A 19,298-nucleotide genomic window follows, 5' to 3' on the forward strand; every position below is an offset into this window, starting at 1 on the left:
GCAGCCGGTCAGGAATCGAGAAGCGGGGCCGGCGCGATGCTCTTACCGTTGTCCTCAACAACGACCCTGGAGGACAGCGAAAATGGCCGGCAGCAAGGGAATCCGTCAGTTCCACCGCGTGGTGAGCATGGTCTTCATGGCCACCGTCGTCTTCACGGCCGTCGCGCTGACCGTCGACAGCTCGGTGGTGTGGGTGTCGTACGTGCCGCTGCTGCCGTTGTTCGTCCTGATGGGAACGGGCGTCTACATGTGGTTCCTGCCGCAGATCGCCCGCCGCCGCGCGCAACGAGCGGCCTAACCCTCGAGGCGGTCCTCCAGGTGCGTGAGGGTGGCGTTGAGCGCCACCCCGTACACCGCGATCCGGCACGCCAGCCGCCACAGCGTCGCGTCCGTCGGCGCCACGGCCAGGCTGATCACGAGCTCCCGCACGAGCCGCCGGGTCTGCGCGACCAGCACCCCGACGCTTTCGGTGATCTCCCCGAACGCCGCCGACACCGAACTGAGCCCGCGGATCGCCTCGATGTTGTGCCCCATCAACCGCAGATGCTCCAGAGCACCACTCCACTCGGGAGCGTCGTACTCCAGCAGACCTTCGAGCTCGTCGGCCATGTCCTGCTGCTCGGCCGCGATGTTGTACCAGGTCATCGCGTGTGCGGCGACGACGTCCGGCAGTCCGGTGAGGTCGTCCAGCACGTCCCGCAACGGCCCGATCAGCTCCATCGCCGCCCGCGCCGAGTCCTCGACCGGCGCGACCAGCGAAGGCACGGCGGCCTCCCGCACGGGGTCGGGATCAGGCGGCCGCACGCCGTAGAGGTCGTACAACCCGGTCACGATGAGCCGCAGGTTCTCCTCGACGTAGGCGACCAGCTCGTCCTGCCGGGCGTGTTTCTCCAGGACGGGGTGGATGATCCACCGGCACAACCGCCCGTACACGGTCTCGTCGCCGACGACGACCGCGCTGGCCTGGTGCACGGCCGCGAACCGCACGCGCACGGCCTCGATCTGGCCGGCGTGGCGCACGATCTGGCCGGTCACGTGGCTCCTCCAGGTCAACAAACCACTCGCCTGCCAACGTTAGTGGGGACAGGGGGTGGGAAGTGGACGATTCACACCGGGGCGTGATCGGCGCGTCGATCGTGGCCGGATTCCTGCTGGTGCTGTTCTGCGCGCAGGGGGCGTGGCTGGGTGCCAGGGTCCTCTTCGACCTCGGTGTACCGGGCAACTACGTGATCGGAGAGGGCTTCTCCTGCAGCAAGCGCGCCGGATGCAGCAGCCCGCACGGCACCTTCACGAGCGACGACGGCAAGGTGACTCGCGAGGACGTCCGGCTGGACGGCAGGACCGGGCCCGAACTCCGCCAAGGCAGCGTTGTGCGCGCGTACGACGTCGGCGCCCACGAAGCCGTCTACGGTCCCGAAGCGCGGCGGAACTACGAGGGTCTCGTGGTTCTCACCCTGTGGGGCGTGGGGCTGGTCGCCGTCGTGTTCGGCAGCGGGTACCTCTGGCTGACCAGGAAATAGGGCTTGACCCTGCACCACGGTGCAGGGCTCATCGTGAACGGCATGACACAAGATCACGTGACCCGCTGGGGCAAAGCCGGCGCGCTGTACGACCTCGTGGCGAGCATCGCGTTCGTCACGCCCTGGACCGGCGCGCTCGTGCTGGACCTCCTCGGCACGCCCCACACCAGGGAGACGCTCCTGTTCTCCACGCTGTTCGGCACGGTCGTGGTGATGTGGTCGATCGTCCGCTGGCTGCGCCCCGAACCGTTGCTGATCGCCGCCGACACCGCCGGGCGCGCCCTGTTCAGCCTCTGGTTCGCGTGGGCGTTGTGGAACGGGCACACGCCGGCGCTGGCCGGGTTCCTGGTGCTGGAGCTGTTCTGGGGCGCGGCACAGCTGCGCGCACTGGTCCGGAGGTAGCGTCCGGTGGTGCGCATATCCGAACTGGCCCGCGCCGCCGGGGTGGGCATCAGCACCGTGCGGTTCTACGAACGCCGCGGCCTCGTCGTGCCCACCGCCCGCACCCACGGCGGCTACCGCCACTACGACCGGGAAGCGTTGAAGCGGTTGAAGTTCATCCGCCGTGCGGCACGGCTCGGCTTCACGCTCACCGAGGTCGAGCAGATCCTCACCGCCTCCACGACGCCCGACGTCGGTGACGTGATCACCGGCAAGGTCGCCGAGATCGAGGAGCGGATGCGCGACCTCGACCGGGTGCGGCTCGCGTTGCTGGACGTCGCGGAGAACGGTGTCCAGGCTCAGTGCCCGGTGGTGGCGGCGCTGAGCGACTGAGCAGGGCCAGTTCCGCGGCGTACGCGCGCAGCAGACCGTGCAGGACGTAACGACCGGGCCGGCGTTCGGCGAGCAGGTGTGCGCGGACCAGTTCGGCCAGCAACGGCCGCACCCGCGGTGTTCCGGCGAGTGCCGCGGCGTCCTCCACCGAGATCTCCAGACCGGGGTGGCGGCCGAGCAGCCGGAACAACCGAGCCGCCTCCGGCCCCAACGCCTGGTAGGACCAGGAGAACACCGTGCGCACGTCCGTGGCGGGGTCACCGCCGTCGAACGGGTCGAGCCCGCCCCGCAGTTCGGCCGCGATCTCCCGCAACCCGAACCCGGTGCAGGCGATGCGCGCGGCCACGACGGTCAGCGCGAGCGGCAGGCCGGCGCACCTCGTGACGATCTCGGTCACGGAGCCCGCGTCGGCGAGCCCGCCGAGACGACCGGCGAGCAGGTCACGTGAGTCCTCTGTGGACATCGGGTCCACCGGGACGGGATGCGCGCCGTCCGCGGCGACCAGACCTGTCAGCCGGTCGCGGCTCGTGACCAGCACCAGGCAGCCGGGAAAGCGCGGCAACAGCCGCCGGACCTGGTCCGCGTCCCTGGCGTTGTCCAGCAGGACGAGCATGCGCCTGCCCGCCGCGCCGGGCACGTCGGCCGGTCCACCCGGCCCGAACCCTCGCAGGTCGGCGAACAGCTGCCCGCCGGGAAACCGGTCGGCGACCCGATGTGCCCAGTGCACCGCCAACGCCGTCTTGCCCACACCGGCCATGCCGGACACGGCCACGATGCGCTGCCCCGAGGCCAGCGCGGCGTCGAGTGCGGCGAGCTCGCGGGCCCGGCCCGCGAACCGCGGCGGCGCGGGCAGCTGCCGGGGCACGTCGGCCGGCAGCGCCAGGTCCGCGGTGAGGATCTTCCTGTGCAGCAACCGCAATCCGGGCCCCAGATCGGCACCCAGCTCGTCTGCCAGCCGCAGCCGGACCTGTTCGTAGCGCAGCAAGGCGTCGGCCTGCCGCCCGCACCGGTACAGCGCCAGCATCACCTGTCCCGCAAGCCGTTCGTCCAACGGGAACGCCGTGGCCATCGCTTCGAGTTCGGCCAGCAGTTCGGCGTGCCGACCCTGCGCCAGCACCAGATCGTTGCGGTCCAGCAGAGCCGCGAACCGCCGCGCCTCCAACGCCGTGCGCACCCCCGCCAGCCACGGAGTGTCCACAGTGGAGAACGGTTCGCCACGCCACAGCCCGAGCGCTTCATCCAGCAGCGCGACGGCTTCGCCCGGCCGGGCGCGCGCCCGTTCCACGAGAGCGTGAAACCGGTGCAGATCAACGGACATCGGGTCGGCGGTCAGCACGTACCCGCCCTGCCGCCCGGCGATCCGCACCTCGTCCGGCAACACCTGCCGCAGCCGCGACACGTATCCGGCGACGGCGTTGCGCGCCCGGTGCGGCACGTTCTCGCCCCACACCCGATCCACGAGCACGTCGACGGGCACCAGCCGGTTCGCCTCGACCAGCAACACCGCCAGCACGCATCGCTGCCGGGAATGACCGATGTCCAGAACCCGGCCACCGACGCGGACCTCGACATCGCCGAGCAGTCCGAACTTCACGAGCCACACTCCCCTTCAGGAGCACGGGAACGGCCGCTGAGCAGCCGATCACACAGTTGCCGAATCAATGCCGAACACCGGACTTCCAGTGTCATTCCCGACAGATCGGTCGCAGGGAGCCGATCGTCAGCAGATCTTCGGAGGGCACAATGTCCAGGACGTTTCTTCGCCGCATGAGCGCCGCGATCGCACTGACGGCCGCCGCGGTGGCCCTCGCCGGCGCGGGCACCTCGTCCGCGGCCGTCAGCTACGACCTGATCCGCAACTCCAACTCCGCCAAGTGCCTCGACGTCGCCGACGGCAGCCGGTCCAACAAGGCCGCGATCGCCCAGTACGTCTGCGACGCGTCGAAGTCCCACCAGCAGTGGACGCTGGAGGAGGTCGGCGACGGCAGCGGCGCGGTGCGGATCAAGGCGGCGCACAGCGGCAAGTGCATCGACATCTGGGACTCGAGCCAGGACCCGACCGCCGACGCCATCCAGTACACCTGCAGCGCCACCAAGTGGAACCAGCAGTTCCTGGTCGAGACCACCGACTCCGGCGCGAAGAAGTTCCGGGCGCGTCACAGCGGCCTGTGCCTGGACATCTCGGGCCACGACTTCGAGAACAAGTCGATCCTGCACCAGGACACCTGCGTCACCCACCGCGCGCAGCTCTTCACCATCGGCTGATCGCCCCCTCACATGGGTTGTGCCTCTTGCCGGAGGCACAACCCGCCTTCCGGCGTTCCTGCTCGTAGGCTGTCGGGCGTCGGTGGCGAGCGGGAGGTCAAGCGGTGGCAGACGACACGGTGGCGGAGCTGCTGGCCGAACTGGCCGCGCTCGACGACCCGAAAGCCCGTGCGGTCAACGAGAAGCACGGCGACGACCACGGCGTGAACCTCGGCAAGCTCCGCGCGATCGCGAAGCGCCTCAAGACACAGCAGGACCTCGCGCTCGACCTGTGGGCGACGGGCGACACCGCGGCCCGGCTGCTGGCGCTGCTGATCTGCCGCCCCAAGGCGTTCTCCCGCGACCAGCTCGACACGATGCTGCGCGAGGCCAAGCGGCCCAAGGTGCACGACTGGCTCGTGAACTACGTCGTGAAGAAGAGCCCGCACACCGAGGAACTGCGCGTGCTGTGGTTCGCCGACCGGGACCCGGTGGTCGCGAGCGCAGGCTGGGCGCTGACCGTCGACCGCGTGGCGAAGCAGCCGGAGGGGTTGGACCTCGACGGTCTGCTCGACGTCGTCGAGAAGGACATGAAGGACGCCCCGGAACGGCTGCAGTGGGCGATGAACCACTGCCTGGCGCAGATCGGGATCGAGCACCCGCCGCTACGCGCCCGTGCGCTCGAGATCGGCGAACGCCTGGAGGTCCTCAAGGACTACCCGACGCCGCCGGGCTGCACGTCGCCGTTCGCGCCGATCTGGATCAACGAGATGGTGAAGCGCAAGGGCTAGTGGCGCGTCTCGGAACGTCGGCGAGGTGATCCACGCTCAGCAGGGCACCTCGTGGTGTCGCCCCCACGCCCCCGTACAACCAGTACGAGGACGCGGGGGCGACACCACGATGCACCCGCCTGACCGCGAATTCCCCCGGCAACGTTCCGAGCCACACCACTAGAGCCAGCCGCGTTCGCGAGCGGTGTTCGCCGCCTCGGAACGGTTGCGCGCGCCCAGTTTCGCCATCGCGGTCGACAGGTAGTTGCGGACCGTGCCCTCGGCGAGGTTGAGCCGGGCCGCGATGTCGGCGTTGCTCGCGCCGGTCGTGACCTCCTGCAGCAGCTCACGTTCGCGCGGTGTCAACGGATCGGCGCTGTCCCACGCGGCCATCGCGAGTTCGGCGGCGACGACGCGTTCGCCGGCGTGGACGCGACGCAGTGCCGAGACCAGGTCGGCGATCGGCGCGTCCTTCAGCACGTACCCCGCGACGCCCGCGTCCATCGCGCGCCGCAGGTACCCGCTGCGGGCGAACGTCGTGATGATCAGGACGCGCGTCGAGTCGCCGCGGGAGCTCAGTTCCTGGGCGACGTCCAGTCCCGTGCGGCCCGGCATCTCGATGTCGGTCAGCAGCACGTCGGGCCGGTGTTCCGCCACGGCCGCAAGGGCTTCGTCGCCGTCGCCCGCGGTCGCGACGACCGTGACGTCGGGCTGCAGGTCGAGGAGTTGGGCGAACGCGCCGCGCACCATCGCCTGGTCCTCCGCCAGCACGACCCTGATCACGTGGCCACCTTCAGCGGGACGGCGATGGTGACGGTGGTGCCGGCCGTCGCGGTGCGCCCGACCAGCCCGCCGAGCGCGGCGATCCGTTCGCGCATGCCCGTCAGCCCGTTGCCCTCCGGCGCGTGGCCGCCGATGCCGTCGTCGGCGATCACCAGCCGCAGCTCGCCGTCGCGGGCCTCGACACCGATGTGGCACGTCCTGGCGTTCGCGTGCCGGGCCACGTTGGTGACGGCCTCCCGCAGCGCGAGCGCCAGTTCGTGCTCGGTCGAGCCGACGATCACCAGTCCGGGATCCCTGCGCACGACGACCTCGACGCCGAGGCTCGCCAACGCGGTGCGCGCCGCCTCCAGTTCGGTCTCGAGCGACGCGCTGCGCCACCCCGTGACGGCGTCCCGGATCTCACCCAGCGCCGCACGGGCGGTGCGTTCGATCTCGGCCGCTTCCTCCTGCGCCCGCGCGGGATCCGCGGCGACGAGCTGGGCGCGCAGGATGATCGCGGTCAGCGTGTGACCGAGCAGGTCGTGCAGGTCACGGGCGATGCGCTCCCGTTCGGCGAGGGTCGCGAGGTGCTCGATCCGCGCGGTGCGGATGCGCAGGTCGGATCCCTCGCGGTCCCGTTCGGACCACTCGACCTGCACGATGCCGATCACCCACAGGAAGATCAACGACGGCAGCAGCGCCCACAGCCGGTACGGCATCTCGACGACCGACACCACGCCGAACACGCAGATCAACGCGGTCAGGCCGACGAACCACCGCATCGCCACCCGCCGCGACTCCGCGAGGCCGGCGAACGCCCCCGCGTAGACGAAGAGCACGGCGGCACCGGTGTTGAACGGCGTGGTCAACGCACCGAGCACGACCGTCGGCACCAGGCACCACCAGCGCACGCGGTCCGGCCGCAGCCACGCCAGCACGTACATCGGGACGAAGGCCACGACGACGACGGCGACGAGCGCCCAGTCCACCCAGTCCGTGGCCGGGTCGAAGATCGGTGCCCACAGCAGGTTCCCCAGGTAGATCAGGTGCAACCAGCGGGAGATCCCAGCGACTTTTCTCATGACCGCGCATGACGATACGACACGGCCGCGAGCACCGCAGCCACGATCGCCGTGCCCAGCAACACCAGCACATGTGTCAGCACGGGACCGCCGGTGAGCTGCGCGCGAGCGAGTTCTGACAGGTGGTAGGTCGGCAGGAACGGTGCCACGTCACGGAAGAACGCGGGCATGATGTCGAGCGGCATCCACAGTCCGGACACGACGGCGGACGGGATGAGGATCGCGTTGAGCACGGCGGCCGCGGCACCCGAACCGACCTGGAACCCGATCGCGAGGCTCAGCAACGCGAACGGCAGCGCGCCGGCCACCAGCACACCCAGCACCCTGAGCAGCGCGGGCAACGGCGCGTTCAACGCGCCCGTCACGGCCGCCGTCGCCGTCATCGCGACCAACACCCCTGCCGCGTAAGGAAGTGCCGCCACCACCTTCGCCGCCAGCGTCACGCCGATCGGCACCGCGGACACCTGCTTCGCCCGCAGCCAACCGCGTTCCCGGTCGGCCGCGACACCGATGCCGGGGTTCATCAGCACGACCGAGATCACGCCGAACGCGCCGAACGTGGCGATCATCGTGGTGCCCGAGGACAGCCCGCCGTCGCTGAACTTCCCGAACAGCGACACGAAGAGCGCGAAGAACGCCACCGGCATGACGATGGAGAAGAACAACGCGGCCGGTTCGCGGACGATGCCCCGCAGCTCGTCCGCGAGCTCGACACCGAAGACCTGTGTGTTCACGCCGCACCCCTCTCGATCAGACCGGCCACTGCCTCTTCCAGCCCGGCGCCCTCGACCCGCAGGTCGGTCAGTCCGGGGTCCTCCGCGAGCAGCACCCGCAGCAACGCCTCCGGCGCGCGCGTCCCGAGGTGTACGTGCTCGCCGTCGTTGCGCAGCGACACGACCCCGGGCAGCGCTTGGAGGCGCTCCAAGCCGAGACCCGTCCGGGCGATGACCGTGCGGTCGGGCAGCCGCGCGACCAGTTCGTCCGGCGTGCCCTCGGCGAGCACGCGGCCGTGGTCGAGCACGACGACCCGGTCGGCGACGGCCGACGACTCCTCGATGAGGTGCGTGGTGAGCAGCACGCCGGTCCCGCGCGCCCGCCGTTCGGCCAGGATCTGCCAGAACCGCTTGCGGGCGGGCACGTCCAGACCCGCCGTCGGTTCGTCCAGCACCAGCAGCAACGGGTCGCCGACCAGCGCCATCGCGAGCTGCAGCCGTTGCTTCTGGCCGCCCGACAGCTTGGCCGCCCGCCGTCCGGCCAGGTCGACGAGGTCGAGCTCGGCCATCACCGGCCCAGCGGCCGCCCGAGGCTTGCCTGCCCGCACCGCGGCACCCGTGACCAGCTCGGACACCTTCAACGTGTTCGGGAACCCGAGCGACTGCTGCACCACCCCGAGGTGCCGCCGGGTGGCCGCGACCCGCGGATCTCCACCGCGCACGCGCACCGAACCGGGCTTGGCGGGCAGCAGCCCGATCACCTGGTTGACCAGCGTCGTCTTGCCCGCGCCGTTCGGCCCGAGCAACGCCACGCACTCCCCCGCGCCGACGTCGAGATCGACGCCGTCCAACGCTCGCGTGGCACCGTAGTCGTGCCGCGCTCCCCGTACCTCGAGCACCGTTTCCATGCGTCAAGCCTGGTCGGAGCAGGCTTTCACCAGTAGTGAGGCAGCGTCACGACGTCAGGATGACAATTGTCATTCGGGCCGGACGGCCTGCGCCCTCGGGTACTTGCGGCCGGGCAACGGCGAGGGCGACCCGGTGAACGACACCGTCGTGCCCGCCAGCAGCAGCGTCAGTCCCGACGGCAACTCGTCCCGCGAGACGAACCACGACCCGCCGCGCGTGTCGGTGATGAACCCGTGCGCCTGCCCGGTCTTCCAGCTGGCCACCGTGCCCTTGCGACGGCCGCGCGGCGCTCCCACCGGCGACGCCACCGCCTGCGACGACCGCACGAACGCGCGCCGCAACGGGTAGTCGGCCTGGTCACCGGGTGCGAACAACGCGTCGAACCCCGGTGTGAACGGTGTCGCGGCCCGCAACGGCGCGGCGGTGCGCGGGGTCCACGCGGGAGGCTTGTGGACCGTCTGGATGTCCACCACCGGCACGATCACGCGCACGCCCCGCGCCGTCAGCCTCTCCGCGAGGGGAGCGAAGTCCGAGTCACCGGTCAGCAGCACGACCCACTGCAACGGCACCGTCGTCGCCCGGTCCCACGCCTCCAGCGCGAGCAGGACGTCGACACCCTTCTCCTTGCCGTTGTGCAACGGCAGGTCGTGCCGCGTGATGCCGGCGGCAGCCAGTGCCCGGTCGAAGGATTCGGCGGGAGTGTCGATGCGACCGCGAACGTAATGCGCCTCGGCGACCACGCACTCGTCCAATGGACGACCCGTCTCCGTGTGGACGTACCAGCGCAACGCGTCGTGCAGGCCGTCAAGAGAGATGCGCGCGCCCCTGGGGTGCGCGGTGGCGTAGAAATCGCTCAGGTAGGCGAACCACGTGCCGTCGTAGAACACTCCGATCCGGTCGGTCTCACCCACCGGACGAGATTACTACTTCCGGTAGAAGTGCACGTTGCGCCACTGGTGCTCGGCGCTCGACGCCTTCAACGTGCCGTACACGCCGTACTTGAAGTAGTGGTCGCCCTTGGGGCCGCCGGCCGTGTGCACCTGCTTGCCGTTGATGTGGATCGAGTAGCTGCCGCCCGTCGCGGTGGCGTTGTGGGTGACGTTGATCCGCACCCACTTGCCGTTGATGCCGCTGATCAGATCCTTGCCTCCGCCACGCAGGGTGCCGCCGCCACGGGAGAACGACCTGATCATCAATGTGGTGGCGCCGTCGCCGTCGTTGCCGAAGATCTGCATGGCGCTCTCGTCGTCGGTGCCCGCGGTGACCTTGAGCTCGCCCTCGAACTGCCGCTGCCCGGTCCGGTAGTTGTCCTGGATCCGCGCCTCGACCCGGTTGGAGCCGTTGTTGACCAGCTTGAAGGTCTGCACCCCGCCCGAACGGGAGTAGGAGCCGCCGGGCCCGGACGCGCTGGTGGTGCTGCTCGGATAGGACGTGATCACGCCCTTGCTCTGGATCTGCAGGTTCCACGCGGGACTGTGCTCGGTCCAGCCGCTGCCCACCGGCCCGGCGTGGGCCGCGGGCTGCATGCCGGCCACCACCAGAACGGTGACACCGGCGATCGCCATGAGACGCATCGGGTTGCTCCTTGTGTGGTCGCAGGGTTCACACAGGCGGCAGCCGAACTCCATCTCAACGCATCAACGGCGGTACGTCACCCGCCGGAATTCCGGTCGAACGCGGACTGGCCCGGCGCGGCGGGCAGCCCCAGCAACTGGCCCGCGACGTCCAGGAACTCGCCACCGCACTGCCACATCGTCAGATCGGGATCGACGACGAACGGGTCCGATGGATCCGCGTCGCCCTCGGCCACGCGATACGCCAGGGCCTCCGACTCCGACAACGCGAGCACCGTCTCATTGGTGCCACGCCACACCCGTCTGAACATCACCGCGTTGACGCACGTGAATTGATCACGCACGACAGACCGCCGAAACCCGCGACGCAGCAACAACTTCATGCATTCCTCGACGCTGCTCACAACGCCTGATTCTGACCGGGCGACGGAGCCGTCCTCATCGTCCATCACTCGATAGGGTCAAATGTTTGGGGCACGTGCACAACGGAGGTGTCCCTCTTTCGTGCAACCAACCACACCGGAACGGGCTATCGCCTGCGACTCACGGATGCGCAAGCCTCTGGCGGTGGTCGACATCCAGGCACCAGACCCCGCCTCGCCGCTGTACGACCGGGCCGCGACGCAGATCCCGAGCATCGCCGAGAAGGTGCTGGAGGCGTTCTTCGCCAGATCCGCGACGTACCGGCAGCTGCCGCACCAGCTGGTCGACCGCGAGATCACCGAAGCGGTGACCCGGCACCTCCAGGTCTTCCTGCGCTCGTTGCGAGAACAACGGCCTCCGGCGCCCGAGGAGCTCGACATGCAGATCGCCACGGCGGTGCGCCGCGCCCAGCAGGGCGTTCCGCTCGACATCGTGCTCAGCACCTACCACGTCGCCGCGACCGTCGGCTGGGAGGCGATGGCCGCCGTCGCCGAGCCGGACGAGATCCCCGACCTGCTGGCGACGGTGCCGGCGCTGCTGCGGTACCTGAGCGTCGCCGTTCCCGCCGTGGCCGGGTCGTACCTCGCCGAGCAGCAGGCCCTGCACGCCGAACGCCGCGAGGCCGGTCGTGCGCTGGTCGCGGCCCTGCTGACCGGCAGGGAGGCCGAGCCGCTGGCCGAACGGATCGGGCTGGAGCTGTCCAGCCACCACGTCGTGGTCGCCGTGCGCGTCGAGGCGCCGGCACTGGCCGAGGGCTCTGACGCACGGCTCGCCGTCCATGGTCTCGTGCGGCGCCTGCGGGCTGAACTGCCGAAACACGCCCTATCGGCGTTGGACCACGACGGCGGAACGGTGCTGCTGCCCACCACCGCGGAGACCGCCGAATCGGACCTGGAAGAAGCGGCCGCGTTGGTCCGCAGCCTGCACACCGCCGCCGGTACCGTCCTGACCGGCGGAATCGCCGTGGCGGAGCACCGCGAGGACGTTCCCGCCGCCGCCCGTCAGGCCGCCGACATCGCCGAACTGGCCCAGCGTCTCGGACGCCCGCCCGGCGCGTACGTCCTCGACGACGTGCTGCTCGAGTACCAGCTCTGCCGCCCTGGCCCCGGCCGCAAGCGCTTGGCTCGCGTGATGGACCGGCTGGCCGAGCACCCCGACCTGCTGCACACGCTCCGGACGTTCATCAACAGCGACCACAACCGCCACCGCACGGCCGACGAGCTGCACCTGCACCGCAACACGCTCAACTACCGCCTGCGCCGCGTCACCGAGCTCACCGGCTACAACCCGGCCGATCCCACCGACATCCGGCTGCTCTCGGCGTCGCTGATCGTCCACGACCTGAGGTCCTGAAAACGCCGAAAAGGCGAGCGCATCAAGCGCTCGCCTTTCGGGAAACGACTCAGATCAGTCGCCGTACGGGTTCTGCATCGAGACGTGGACGTGGTCGTAGTGGCCACCGGTCACGTCGGTGGCGACGGTGTACTTGCGCCAGCCCTCGGACGCGCGGGCGACGCTCCAGATCTTGCCCTGCCAGATGACGTACCGGACGTCGAGCTTCACGGCGTGCTTCTGCAGCCAGTAGGCGAGCTTCCAGCCCTGGGCCTTCTGCGTGGCGTTGGGGTGCTGGCCGATCGCGTTCGAGATGGTGCAGTCGAGCGCGTTGCCGGTGTTGTGGTTGCTCGTCGACGACTCACCGGAGCGGTAGTCGCCCACGTAGCACTGCTTCTCACCGGTCAGGTCGGCGATCTGCGTGCGCACGAACGCGGTCCGCTTGCTGGCCTGAGGCGCGCGAACGGCCTCGGACGGCTGGTTGTTGGTCGGCGGCGTCGGGTAGGTGCCCGTACCGGGGTCCGGGTCCGGGTCGCTGCCCGCGCCGAAGCGGTGCGAGGCGTTCTCGTTCTTGAGCTCCGCCTTCAGGTTGCCCTTGGCGCCGGACGCGAACGTCTGGTTGGCGCCGGCGTAGCCGCTGTTGTAGTAGACGGTGACGTTCCCGCTGGTGCGGTTCCAGACGGCGGCGGCGTTGTTCTTCACGCACACGCCCTGGCCGTTGCCCGCGCTCTTGAACTCGTAGCAGGACGGCTGGCTGTCACCGTAGTCGGAGATCGACCCGGCGAAGTCCGAGACCGAACCGGCCTGGTCGCTGTTGTAGTAGAGGCAGAACTCGCCCGACTCGCAGACGCCGTTGCGGTCCGTCGCCGCGTTCGCGACGCCCGCCCCGAAGGACGCGCTGACCAGCGCGCCCATCAATGCCACGAAGATGGTTTTCTTCAGCACGATGTGAACCCTTTGTCCCGTTTTACCGGCCCCAGCACACCCCAGTCGTGCCGGGGAAGCTTCGTTTCGACTGAAGGATTGCGAGAGCCGCTGACATTCCGCTGACACCGGCGGCCACCGACTTGTCAGGGCACACTGGATTCATGAGCGAGAACAAGTGGGACGCGCTGCCCGACCGTCCGAAACCGGAGGAGTGGGTGGCGGAGAAGGACACGAACCCGCCGCTGCCCGGTGCCCTCGACGAGGCCGAGGGCGGCCGTGAGCTGCGGGAGGCGCGCAACGTGCTGGAGCGCGGAGGCTTCTAGTTACTCGCAGGCCTTGCCGTCCCCGTCCCGGTCGAGAGCGGCGCGGTAGCCGGGCTGTCCCCGGAAGAGCGGTGCCGCACCGGCGGCCTTCGCGGCCGCGCAGTTCGCGTAGTACGCGGCTGCGGGCGGCTGGGGTGCGGGCGCTGGTTCCGGCTGCGGCACCACCGGCTGCGGCGCGACGGGCGGTGCCACGACGGGCGCGGGCTTCACGTCGAGCCCGCCGCACGACGGTCCCCAAAACCCTAGAGCGGCCTTCTTGGCCGCCGTCTCCGCGACCTGGATCGCCGTGTCCGCCCCGGCGATCGCCCGGCCGGCGCCCTGGCTGACCGCGAGCGCCGCGTAGTCCTTGCCGTCGGCCAGCAGCAGTCGCGAGTCCGCGACCTGGACCGTCGCGCCCACCAGGGTCTTCGTCGCGAACTCGACGGCAGACGCGGCCCAGCACTCGCCGGGCTGCGCGAGTCCGGACAGCACAACCGTGGTGCCGTTGGACAACATCGCCGTCCGACCGTCCACGATGGACTCCACGGTCACCGGCGGAGGCGTGGTCGTCGCGGCGGCCGAACTGGCGGTCGTCGTGGTCGTGCCGGTGAGGCCGGCCGCGAGCCGGGTGGGCTCCGGCGTGCCGCACGCGGACACCACGAGCAGGACACCGGCAGCGATCGCGGCCGTCCTCGACAGCTGCTGGAAATCGGTCATGGCCGCCACATCGCGACCTTCGCCACGCGTCGTTACACAAGTCCGTGCGACTGGGCATAAAGCGCGGCCTGCGTCCGGTCCCGCAGCCCGAGCCGTCCGAGAATGCGCGAGATGTGGTTCTTCACCGTGCCCTCCGACAGGTGGAGGCGCTCGGCGATCTCCTTGTTCGTCGCTCCGCTCGCGACCAGCCGCAGGACCTCGACCTCGCGCACGGTGAGCGGTTCGCGGTGGCCGTCGGACCGGCCGAGCACCGCCGCCAGCCGGGCCGCCGCGGCCGGGTCGAACTGGGCCACGCCCGCCGCGGCGAGCCTGACCGCCGCCGCGAGCTTCTGCGACGGCAGGTCCTTGAGCAGATAGCCCGTGGCACCCGCACGCAGCGAACGCACCACGTAGTCCTCGTCGTCGAACGTGGTCAACATGACGACCTTGCAGGCGGGCGCGCGCCGGCGCAGCAACGCCACCGCCTCCACCCCGTCGAGGCCGGGCATCCGCACGTCCATCAGCACCACGTCCGGGGCCAGCGTCACCGCCTGCTCCACGGCCTCGTGCCCGTCCGCCGCGGTGCCGACGACCTCGATGCCGGGTTGCAGCCTCAGCAGCGACGCGATGCCCTCCCGGATCAACCGCTGGTCGTCGACGACCAGCACGCGCGTCACGTCGTCCTCACCGGAATCGTCACCGTCAGCCGCGTGCCGGCCGACGAGCTGGTGAGGTCGACCCGTCCACCGGCCAGCGCGACCCGTTCCCGCATCCCGAGCAACCCGAACCCCTCCGCCGCGGCACCCATGCCACGTCCATCATCGGCCACGGTCAACCGCGCCCGCTCGGCGTCGAGTTCGACCGCGACGGCGATGCTGCCGGCCGCAGCGTGCCTGCGCGCGTTGGTGATGCCCTCCTGCGCCGCCCGATACAGCGCGTGCAACGCACCCGTGTCGTGAGCCTCGGGCGAGCCGCTGACCGTGAGCGTCACATCCCCTTGCCCCGCAACGAGTTCGTCGAGGGCGGCCGGCAGGTGGAACGACCGCAGCGACCGGACCGACTCCCGCACCTCGCCCAACGCCCGCCGCGCCGACCGTTCGGCGTCGAGCACCGCGGCCTTCGCCGTGCCCGGTTCGAGGTCGTGGAAGGCGGAAGCCTTTTCCAGCAGCACCACGATCGCCGTCAGGTGGTGCCCGAGGTCATCGTGCAGATCCCTGGCCACCCGCGCCCGTTCCGCGGCCGCCGACAGCTCCGCGACCGTCCGATGCGACTCCTGCAACCGGATCCGCCCGTCGCGCTCGCGCACCGCCACCGCCGCCATCGTGATGGTGAGCACCAGCCCCACGGCGAACATCACGAGGTCCGACGCCTGTTCGAGATCGGCGTACCACTCCGGAGTGCTCACCACGGCCATCACGAAGCACGCCACCGCCAGCACGACCGCAACGCCTTGCCCGAACGCGAAGTACGCCGTGAACGGCACGAGCAACAACATCACCCGCGCCAGCCCGGAACCGTCCGCATAGGCCAGTCCCAAGTAGAGGGCCGCGCGCAACACCAACAACCCCGCCGCCACCGCCTTGGGCGTGCGCACCGGATAACGCCGGAACTCCACGAGGTCCACGGCCACCAGCACCACCAGCCCGCCGACCAGCAGGGGCACGCTGGTGTCACCGAGCCCGGACACCGCCGCGTACACCCCCGCGACCAGCACCGCGGCACACATCACAGGCGAGACCCAGAACGCGGGCCGCGAGGTGAACATGCCGCTCAGGCTAGTGCCGGACGCGCCGACCACACCGCGGAAGACAGCCACACCAGCACCACCGCGCACGCGACGTGCACCAGCGCCGTCAACGGCGTGTCCGGCAGCGCCGCGAACACGGCCAGCACGACGAAGCTGATCCCGTACCCCCAGGCCGGCACCGCGGGGAACACCTTCGCCCGCACCATCGACACCCCGAACAACGCGGTGCCGGCCACGAACACCAACGAGGCCACCTTCAGCACCACCTGCGTCACGGGCGCCACCTGCCCCGGTTCCAAGAAGAAGATCACCAGGTTCAGCGCGAACGCCACCCCGGTGAACAACCCGAGCCCGAGCAGGTTCGCGGCAAACGCGAACGCCCCGAACCGCCCCGACGCGTGCGCCTGATGCCCGTGCAACGCCAGAACCGCGGGCGCCCCGAAGGCCGTCCCCAACCCGATCACCGCACTGGTGACCGCCGTCTCCCCGGTGAAGGCCTCCACGGCCCCCGGCACGCCGATCGACAGGGCCAGCACGACCCCGCACGCGGCCCCGAACCTCGGCAAGAAAATCCTGTTGTCCGTCACACGACCGACGCTAGGGACGCCACCACCGTGCTCCGAAGTCCCGACCAGCCACTTCGGACGTCGAACGTCATGCCCGGAAGTGTGCCGATCGACACGTGCCCAGCACGCCCGACCGCCTGGTGAGCGTCGAATTCACGGCAGATCCTGGAGATTGGGGCGTGTACAGCGCCCGCCAGGAGGCCGATCCGTGTAGGGTGATGCCCATCTGTCATGGCTACGAAGTACCGTTCGCCCGTGATCGCAGGTCACGGGCATTTTGCTGTTCGGTGTTCTTCGGCCACGACGGGTTACCTCGGCCCCGCACAGTGCGGGCGCCACATTCATGCTTGGAGTGCACCATGGCCACCGGAACCGTCAAGTGGTTCAACGCCGAAAAGGGCTTCGGCTTCATCGAGCAGGACGGTGGCGGCGCCGACGTCTTCGCCCACTACTCGAACATCGCCGCTCAGGGCTTCCGTGAGCTCCAGGAGGGCCAGAAGGTCTCCTTCGACATCACGCAGGGCCAGAAGGGCCCGCAGGCGGAGAACATCGTCCCCGCCTAGTCCCCTCGCCCGCCTCTGATCTCAGCGGCAAGCAGGACGACACCGAAGCCCGGCCGGATGACTCATCCGGCCGGGCTTCGTCGTGTCCGCGTTGTTCCACGAACGACGAAGCCCGGCGCCAACCTCTGCGTTCACCCCTGTGCGCCCGGCACCGCGACGTCCGGCCCCTAGAGACCGAGGCGCTGCTGCTCGGCCCGCACCACCCGCTGCTCCACCGACACCGCCGAGTCCAGCGCGCTCGCGTGCGAGTGCTTCGTGTCGCTCTCACGCGCGTAGTGGTCGAACAGCAGGGTCTTGTGGTCGCGGATCTCCTGCACCCGCGCGTCCACGCTGTCCTTGACCAGCAACCGGTGCACGTGGACCTTGCGGACCTGGCCCATCCGGTGGCAACGGGCGATCGCCTGGTCCTCCGTGCTCGGCTTCCACTGCGGCTCGGCGATGATCACCACGGACGCGGCCTGGATGTTGAGGCCCACGCCGCCCGCCTCGATCTGGGCCACCAGCACCGCGTGGTCCTCGCACGCCGTGAAGTCGTCCACCAGTTGCTGACGGCCCTGCGCCGACGTCGCGCCGGTCAGGGGGCCGAAGACCTCGACGTGCTCCGCGACCGCGTCCAGCACGTCGTGGAAGTACGAGAACACCACGACCTTCCAGCCGTTGTCCCTCGACTCCTCGATGATCTCCAGCAGCCGCTCGAGCTTCGCCGAACCGCGGGGCGTGCCGGGCGCGTAGGCGGCGCGGCGCATCGCCATCAGGTTCCCCTCGCGCACCGCGTCGAGGTACGCACCACGATCCTGCTTGCCGAACTCGACCCAGTCCTCGACCTCGAGCAGTTCCGGCAGCTCCCCCAGCACGTCCTCCTGGTTGCGCCGCAGGTACACCGGCGCGACGACGCGACGGAAGGCCTTCGCTCCCACCACGGCGTCGGTGGCGCCCGTGCGGGCCGCGACGCCCGGCTGGAGGTAGGCGACCAGGTTGCGGAACTCCTCGACGCGGTTCTCCATCGGCGTGCCGGTGAGGAGCACCACCCGTTCCGCGCGCTGCACGATCGTGTTGACCGCCTGCGAGCGCTGTGTGTCCGGGTTCTTCACGTAGTGCGCCTCGTCGACCACGACCAACGCCGGCCGGAACCTCTTCGGCAGCACCAGTTTCGGCAACGTGCCGAACGTCGTCACGCCGACGCCGCCCTGCGCCAGCCACTCGCCGACCGCGCCGTCACGACCAGAGCCGTGCATCCGGTGCGGCACCAAATCGCTGTGCCTGGCGATCTCGTTGACCCAGTTGACGACAACGCTCGCCGGGCAGACCACCAGGAAGCCCTTGCGGCCGCCGGCGGCGAGGCTGGCCATCACCGCGATGGCCTCGATCGTCTTGCCCAGTCCCATCTCGTCGCCGATGATGACGCGCTTGCGCGCCAACGCGAACTTGGCCCCGAACACCTGGTACCCGCGCAGCGCCACCTTCAGCCGGCTGGTGTCCAGTGTGGTCGCGTCGACCTCGTGCTCGATGTCCGCCGGGACGAACCCCTTGGCGGCACTGCGATCCGGCACCGCGTCCGCACCGGCCAACTCGGCGAGAAGCGTGTTGTACGCGGCCGCGTCGAGCTCGTAGTCACGCCACAGCGCACGATGATCCAGATCCGGCACCCGCAACTGCGCGCCCACCGCACGCAACGCCGCCACGTCACGACTGCCCAGCAAGGCCTCGAGCCGGTCGAGCGACTCGACGGCGGCCTGCCGGTTCTTCCGCAACGAGAAGAACATCCGCACCCGGCTCAACGCACGGGACGCGGCACGCACATCGGCGTCGACCCGCCCCAGCACGTCCCCGAGCGGCTCACGCAACGGCCCGACGAGCTGGTTGGCCCTGCGCAGCTTGGACATCAACTGCAGCAGCTCGGTCTGAGCCCGATCAGCACGGTCAGGATTCAGCCGAACAGTCGTGTCACGCACGACACCGTCAACAACGGCACGGGCGACCCGCACGATCTGCTCGGCGGACTGCCGGCCGACCCCAGGCACACCGTCAAGCTGCTCCGGCCGCACCTCGGCAACATCGGCCACAGTCCGGTACCCAGCGGCCTTCAACGTGCTCAGCCGCAGGTTCGCCTCGGTGTCCCGCAGCTTGTCCACCGACATGACACGAAGCCGCTCGGCCACCACCGAGTCCAGAACCGCCTCGTACTTCACACGCGCAAGCGCGAGCAACCGATCCGGCTCCGCACGCACCCCAGCCGCCTCGGCGCGAAATTCCTCCGCAGCCCCCAGCACCGCGCGAGCGTGCCTACCGACCTTCGCCGAGTCGTCCACCCGTGTCCTTCCGTAAGGCGGCCCGAGGGTACCCAGCATCCCAAGCCAAAAACGGAACATGGTTGCGGCACACGAGAACCCCCGA

Annotated in this window: 23 protein-coding genes and 1 pseudogene; 9 read left to right on the forward strand and 15 right to left on the reverse strand. The window is 69.9% G+C overall.

Features of this window, described 5'->3' with window-relative positions; all coding sequences use genetic code 11:
* The first annotated feature begins 82 nt into the window (after positions 1 to 82).
* Positions 83 to 298 (forward strand): hypothetical protein, encoded by a 216-nt coding sequence (locus tag ACH413_RS37030; protein ID WP_360039778.1) that lies wholly within the window; start codon positions 83 to 85, stop codon positions 296 to 298.
* Here ACH413_RS37030 and ACH413_RS37035 read toward each other — a convergent pair.
* Entirely contained in the window at positions 295 to 1,035 is a 741-nt protein-coding gene (locus ACH413_RS37035; RefSeq protein WP_360039775.1) for a hypothetical protein, read from the reverse strand. The two genes, ACH413_RS37030 and ACH413_RS37035, sit on opposite strands and share 4 nt — an antisense overlap.
* Positions 1,036 to 1,097: 62 nt before the next feature.
* On the opposite strand from ACH413_RS37035, the gene ACH413_RS37040 reads away from it, so the two are divergent.
* The 3 genes from ACH413_RS37040 to ACH413_RS37050 are packed head-to-tail and all read left to right on the forward strand — an operon-like array spanning position 1,098 to position 2,294.
* Entirely contained in the window at positions 1,098 to 1,520 is a 423-nt protein-coding gene (locus tag ACH413_RS37040) for a hypothetical protein (protein WP_360039772.1), read from the forward strand.
* Positions 1,521 to 1,562: 42 nt separating this feature from the next.
* Positions 1,563 to 1,922 (forward strand): hypothetical protein, encoded by a 360-nt coding sequence (locus ACH413_RS37045; protein ID WP_360039769.1) that lies wholly within the window; start codon positions 1,563 to 1,565, stop codon positions 1,920 to 1,922.
* Between the two features lie 9 nt (positions 1,923 to 1,931).
* On the forward strand, positions 1,932 to 2,294 hold the full coding sequence (locus ACH413_RS37050; RefSeq protein ID WP_360039766.1) for a MerR family transcriptional regulator: 363 nt from the start codon (positions 1,932 to 1,934) through the stop codon (positions 2,292 to 2,294).
* A gap of 334 nt (positions 2,295 to 2,628) precedes the next feature.
* Here ACH413_RS37050 and ACH413_RS37055 read toward each other — a convergent pair.
* Positions 2,629 to 3,897 (reverse strand): annotated as a pseudogene (locus tag ACH413_RS37055) (BTAD domain-containing putative transcriptional regulator); the annotation flags it as partial.
* A 164-nt stretch (positions 3,898 to 4,061) separates the two neighbouring features.
* Here ACH413_RS37055 and ACH413_RS37060 point away from each other — a divergent pair.
* Positions 4,062 to 4,559 carry an RICIN domain-containing protein gene (locus ACH413_RS37060; RefSeq protein ID WP_360039763.1) on the forward strand — a complete coding sequence of 166 codons (498 nt, stop codon included), beginning with the start codon at positions 4,062 to 4,064 and terminating at the stop codon, positions 4,557 to 4,559.
* 104 nt (positions 4,560 to 4,663) lie between these two features.
* Entirely contained in the window at positions 4,664 to 5,329 is a 666-nt protein-coding gene (locus tag ACH413_RS37065; RefSeq protein ID WP_360039761.1) for a DNA alkylation repair protein, read from the forward strand.
* A 159-nt stretch (positions 5,330 to 5,488) separates the two neighbouring features.
* Here ACH413_RS37065 and ACH413_RS37070 read toward each other — a convergent pair whose 3' ends face one another.
* From ACH413_RS37070 to ACH413_RS37100, 7 genes are all read right to left on the reverse strand, one after another.
* Positions 5,489 to 6,091 (reverse strand): response regulator transcription factor, encoded by a 603-nt coding sequence (locus ACH413_RS37070; RefSeq protein WP_360039758.1) that lies wholly within the window; start codon positions 6,089 to 6,091, stop codon positions 5,489 to 5,491.
* Positions 6,088 to 7,152, reverse strand: a complete 1,065-nt coding sequence (locus tag ACH413_RS37075) for a sensor histidine kinase (RefSeq protein ID WP_360039755.1) — start codon at positions 7,150 to 7,152, stop codon at positions 6,088 to 6,090. The genes ACH413_RS37070 and ACH413_RS37075 overlap by 4 nt, the downstream gene beginning before the upstream one ends.
* Positions 7,149 to 7,886, reverse strand: coding sequence for an ABC transporter permease (locus tag ACH413_RS37080; RefSeq protein ID WP_360039752.1), 738 nt, complete (start codon positions 7,884 to 7,886; stop codon positions 7,149 to 7,151). Before ACH413_RS37080 ends, ACH413_RS37075 begins: the two co-directional genes overlap by 4 nt.
* A complete protein-coding gene (locus tag ACH413_RS37085; protein WP_360039749.1) occupies positions 7,883 to 8,773 on the reverse strand; it encodes an ABC transporter ATP-binding protein in 891 nt (296 codons plus the stop codon). The genes ACH413_RS37080 and ACH413_RS37085 overlap by 4 nt, the downstream gene beginning before the upstream one ends.
* Positions 8,774 to 8,842: 69 nt before the next feature.
* Complete coding sequence (locus ACH413_RS37090) at positions 8,843 to 9,685, reverse strand: NYN domain-containing protein (RefSeq protein ID WP_360039746.1); 843 nt, start codon at positions 9,683 to 9,685, stop codon at positions 8,843 to 8,845.
* Positions 9,686 to 9,697: 12 nt separating this feature from the next.
* A complete protein-coding gene (locus ACH413_RS37095; RefSeq protein ID WP_360039743.1) occupies positions 9,698 to 10,348 on the reverse strand; it encodes a hypothetical protein in 651 nt (216 codons plus the stop codon).
* A gap of 77 nt (positions 10,349 to 10,425) precedes the next feature.
* Positions 10,426 to 10,731 carry a hypothetical protein gene (locus tag ACH413_RS37100; RefSeq protein WP_396425440.1) on the reverse strand — a complete coding sequence of 102 codons (306 nt, stop codon included), beginning with the start codon at positions 10,729 to 10,731 and terminating at the stop codon, positions 10,426 to 10,428.
* A 166-nt stretch (positions 10,732 to 10,897) separates the two neighbouring features.
* Between ACH413_RS37100 and ACH413_RS37105 the strand changes: the two genes are divergently transcribed.
* Positions 10,898 to 12,124, forward strand: coding sequence for a helix-turn-helix domain-containing protein (locus ACH413_RS37105; protein ID WP_360039738.1), 1,227 nt, complete (start codon positions 10,898 to 10,900; stop codon positions 12,122 to 12,124).
* Positions 12,125 to 12,178: 54 nt separating this feature from the next.
* Here ACH413_RS37105 and ACH413_RS37110 read toward each other — a convergent pair whose 3' ends face one another.
* A complete protein-coding gene (locus ACH413_RS37110; RefSeq protein WP_360039736.1) occupies positions 12,179 to 13,048 on the reverse strand; it encodes a peptidase inhibitor family I36 protein in 870 nt (289 codons plus the stop codon).
* A gap of 143 nt (positions 13,049 to 13,191) precedes the next feature.
* On the opposite strand from ACH413_RS37110, the gene ACH413_RS37115 reads away from it, so the two are divergent.
* Positions 13,192 to 13,353: a hypothetical protein gene (locus ACH413_RS37115; protein ID WP_360039733.1), complete on the forward strand. Its 162-nt coding sequence runs from the start codon at positions 13,192 to 13,194 to the stop codon at positions 13,351 to 13,353.
* Here ACH413_RS37115 and ACH413_RS37120 read toward each other — a convergent pair whose 3' ends face one another.
* From ACH413_RS37120 to ACH413_RS37135, 4 genes are read right to left on the reverse strand one after another with little or no spacing between them, the layout of a single operon-like run.
* A complete protein-coding gene (locus ACH413_RS37120) occupies positions 13,354 to 14,049 on the reverse strand; it encodes an excalibur calcium-binding domain-containing protein (RefSeq protein ID WP_360039730.1) in 696 nt (231 codons plus the stop codon).
* A 32-nt stretch (positions 14,050 to 14,081) separates the two neighbouring features.
* On the reverse strand, positions 14,082 to 14,705 hold the full coding sequence (locus ACH413_RS37125; RefSeq protein ID WP_360039727.1) for a response regulator transcription factor: 624 nt from the start codon (positions 14,703 to 14,705) through the stop codon (positions 14,082 to 14,084).
* Positions 14,702 to 15,793 (reverse strand): histidine kinase, encoded by a 1,092-nt coding sequence (locus ACH413_RS37130; protein ID WP_360039724.1) that lies wholly within the window; start codon positions 15,791 to 15,793, stop codon positions 14,702 to 14,704. Before ACH413_RS37130 ends, ACH413_RS37125 begins: the two co-directional genes overlap by 4 nt.
* Before the next feature lie 5 nt (positions 15,794 to 15,798).
* The gene (locus ACH413_RS37135) at positions 15,799 to 16,362 is read right to left on the reverse strand and encodes a hypothetical protein (protein ID WP_360039721.1); all 564 of its coding nucleotides are present in this window, start codon (positions 16,360 to 16,362) and stop codon (positions 15,799 to 15,801) included.
* A gap of 338 nt (positions 16,363 to 16,700) precedes the next feature.
* Between ACH413_RS37135 and ACH413_RS37140 the strand changes: the two genes are divergently transcribed.
* Positions 16,701 to 16,904 carry a cold-shock protein gene (locus tag ACH413_RS37140; RefSeq protein WP_030475722.1) on the forward strand — a complete coding sequence of 68 codons (204 nt, stop codon included), beginning with the start codon at positions 16,701 to 16,703 and terminating at the stop codon, positions 16,902 to 16,904.
* A 167-nt stretch (positions 16,905 to 17,071) separates the two neighbouring features.
* Here ACH413_RS37140 and ACH413_RS37145 read toward each other — a convergent pair whose 3' ends face one another.
* Positions 17,072 to 19,213 carry an SNF2-related protein gene (locus tag ACH413_RS37145; RefSeq protein WP_360039718.1) on the reverse strand — a complete coding sequence of 714 codons (2,142 nt, stop codon included), beginning with the start codon at positions 19,211 to 19,213 and terminating at the stop codon, positions 17,072 to 17,074.
* Positions 19,214 to 19,298 lie beyond the last annotated feature (85 nt).

The sequence above is a fragment of the Lentzea sp. NPDC020367 genome, from assembly GCF_044387305.1.
Taxonomy (GTDB): Bacteria; Actinomycetota; Actinomycetes; order Mycobacteriales; family Pseudonocardiaceae; genus Lentzea.

Bases quoted from the DNA above. Each gene is read 5' to 3' on its own strand.
- ACH413_RS37100 (WP_396425440.1), bottom strand. From the start codon at position 10,731: ATGAAGTTGTTGCTGCGTCGCGGGTTTCGGCGGTCTGTCGTGCGTGAT.
- ACH413_RS37075 (WP_360039755.1), bottom strand. From the start codon at position 7,152: ATGAGAAAAGTCGCTGGGATCTCCCGCTGGTTGCACCTGATCTACCTG.
- ACH413_RS37115 (WP_360039733.1), top strand. From the start codon at position 13,192: ATGAGCGAGAACAAGTGGGACGCGCTGCCCGACCGTCCGAAACCGGAG.
- ACH413_RS37105 (WP_360039738.1), top strand. From the start codon at position 10,898: ATGCGCAAGCCTCTGGCGGTGGTCGACATCCAGGCACCAGACCCCGCC.
- ACH413_RS37130 (WP_360039724.1), bottom strand. From the start codon at position 15,793: ATGTTCACCTCGCGGCCCGCGTTCTGGGTCTCGCCTGTGATGTGTGCC.
- ACH413_RS37085 (WP_360039749.1), bottom strand. From the start codon at position 8,773: ATGGAAACGGTGCTCGAGGTACGGGGAGCGCGGCACGACTACGGTGCC.
- ACH413_RS37030 (WP_360039778.1), top strand. From the start codon at position 83: ATGGCCGGCAGCAAGGGAATCCGTCAGTTCCACCGCGTGGTGAGCATG.
- ACH413_RS37060 (WP_360039763.1), top strand. From the start codon at position 4,062: ATGAGCGCCGCGATCGCACTGACGGCCGCCGCGGTGGCCCTCGCCGGC.
- ACH413_RS37045 (WP_360039769.1), top strand. From the start codon at position 1,563: ATGACACAAGATCACGTGACCCGCTGGGGCAAAGCCGGCGCGCTGTAC.
- ACH413_RS37120 (WP_360039730.1), bottom strand. From the start codon at position 14,049: ATGACCGATTTCCAGCAGCTGTCGAGGACGGCCGCGATCGCTGCCGGT.
- ACH413_RS37095 (WP_360039743.1), bottom strand. From the start codon at position 10,348: ATGCGTCTCATGGCGATCGCCGGTGTCACCGTTCTGGTGGTGGCCGGC.
- ACH413_RS37140 (WP_030475722.1), top strand. From the start codon at position 16,701: ATGGCCACCGGAACCGTCAAGTGGTTCAACGCCGAAAAGGGCTTCGGC.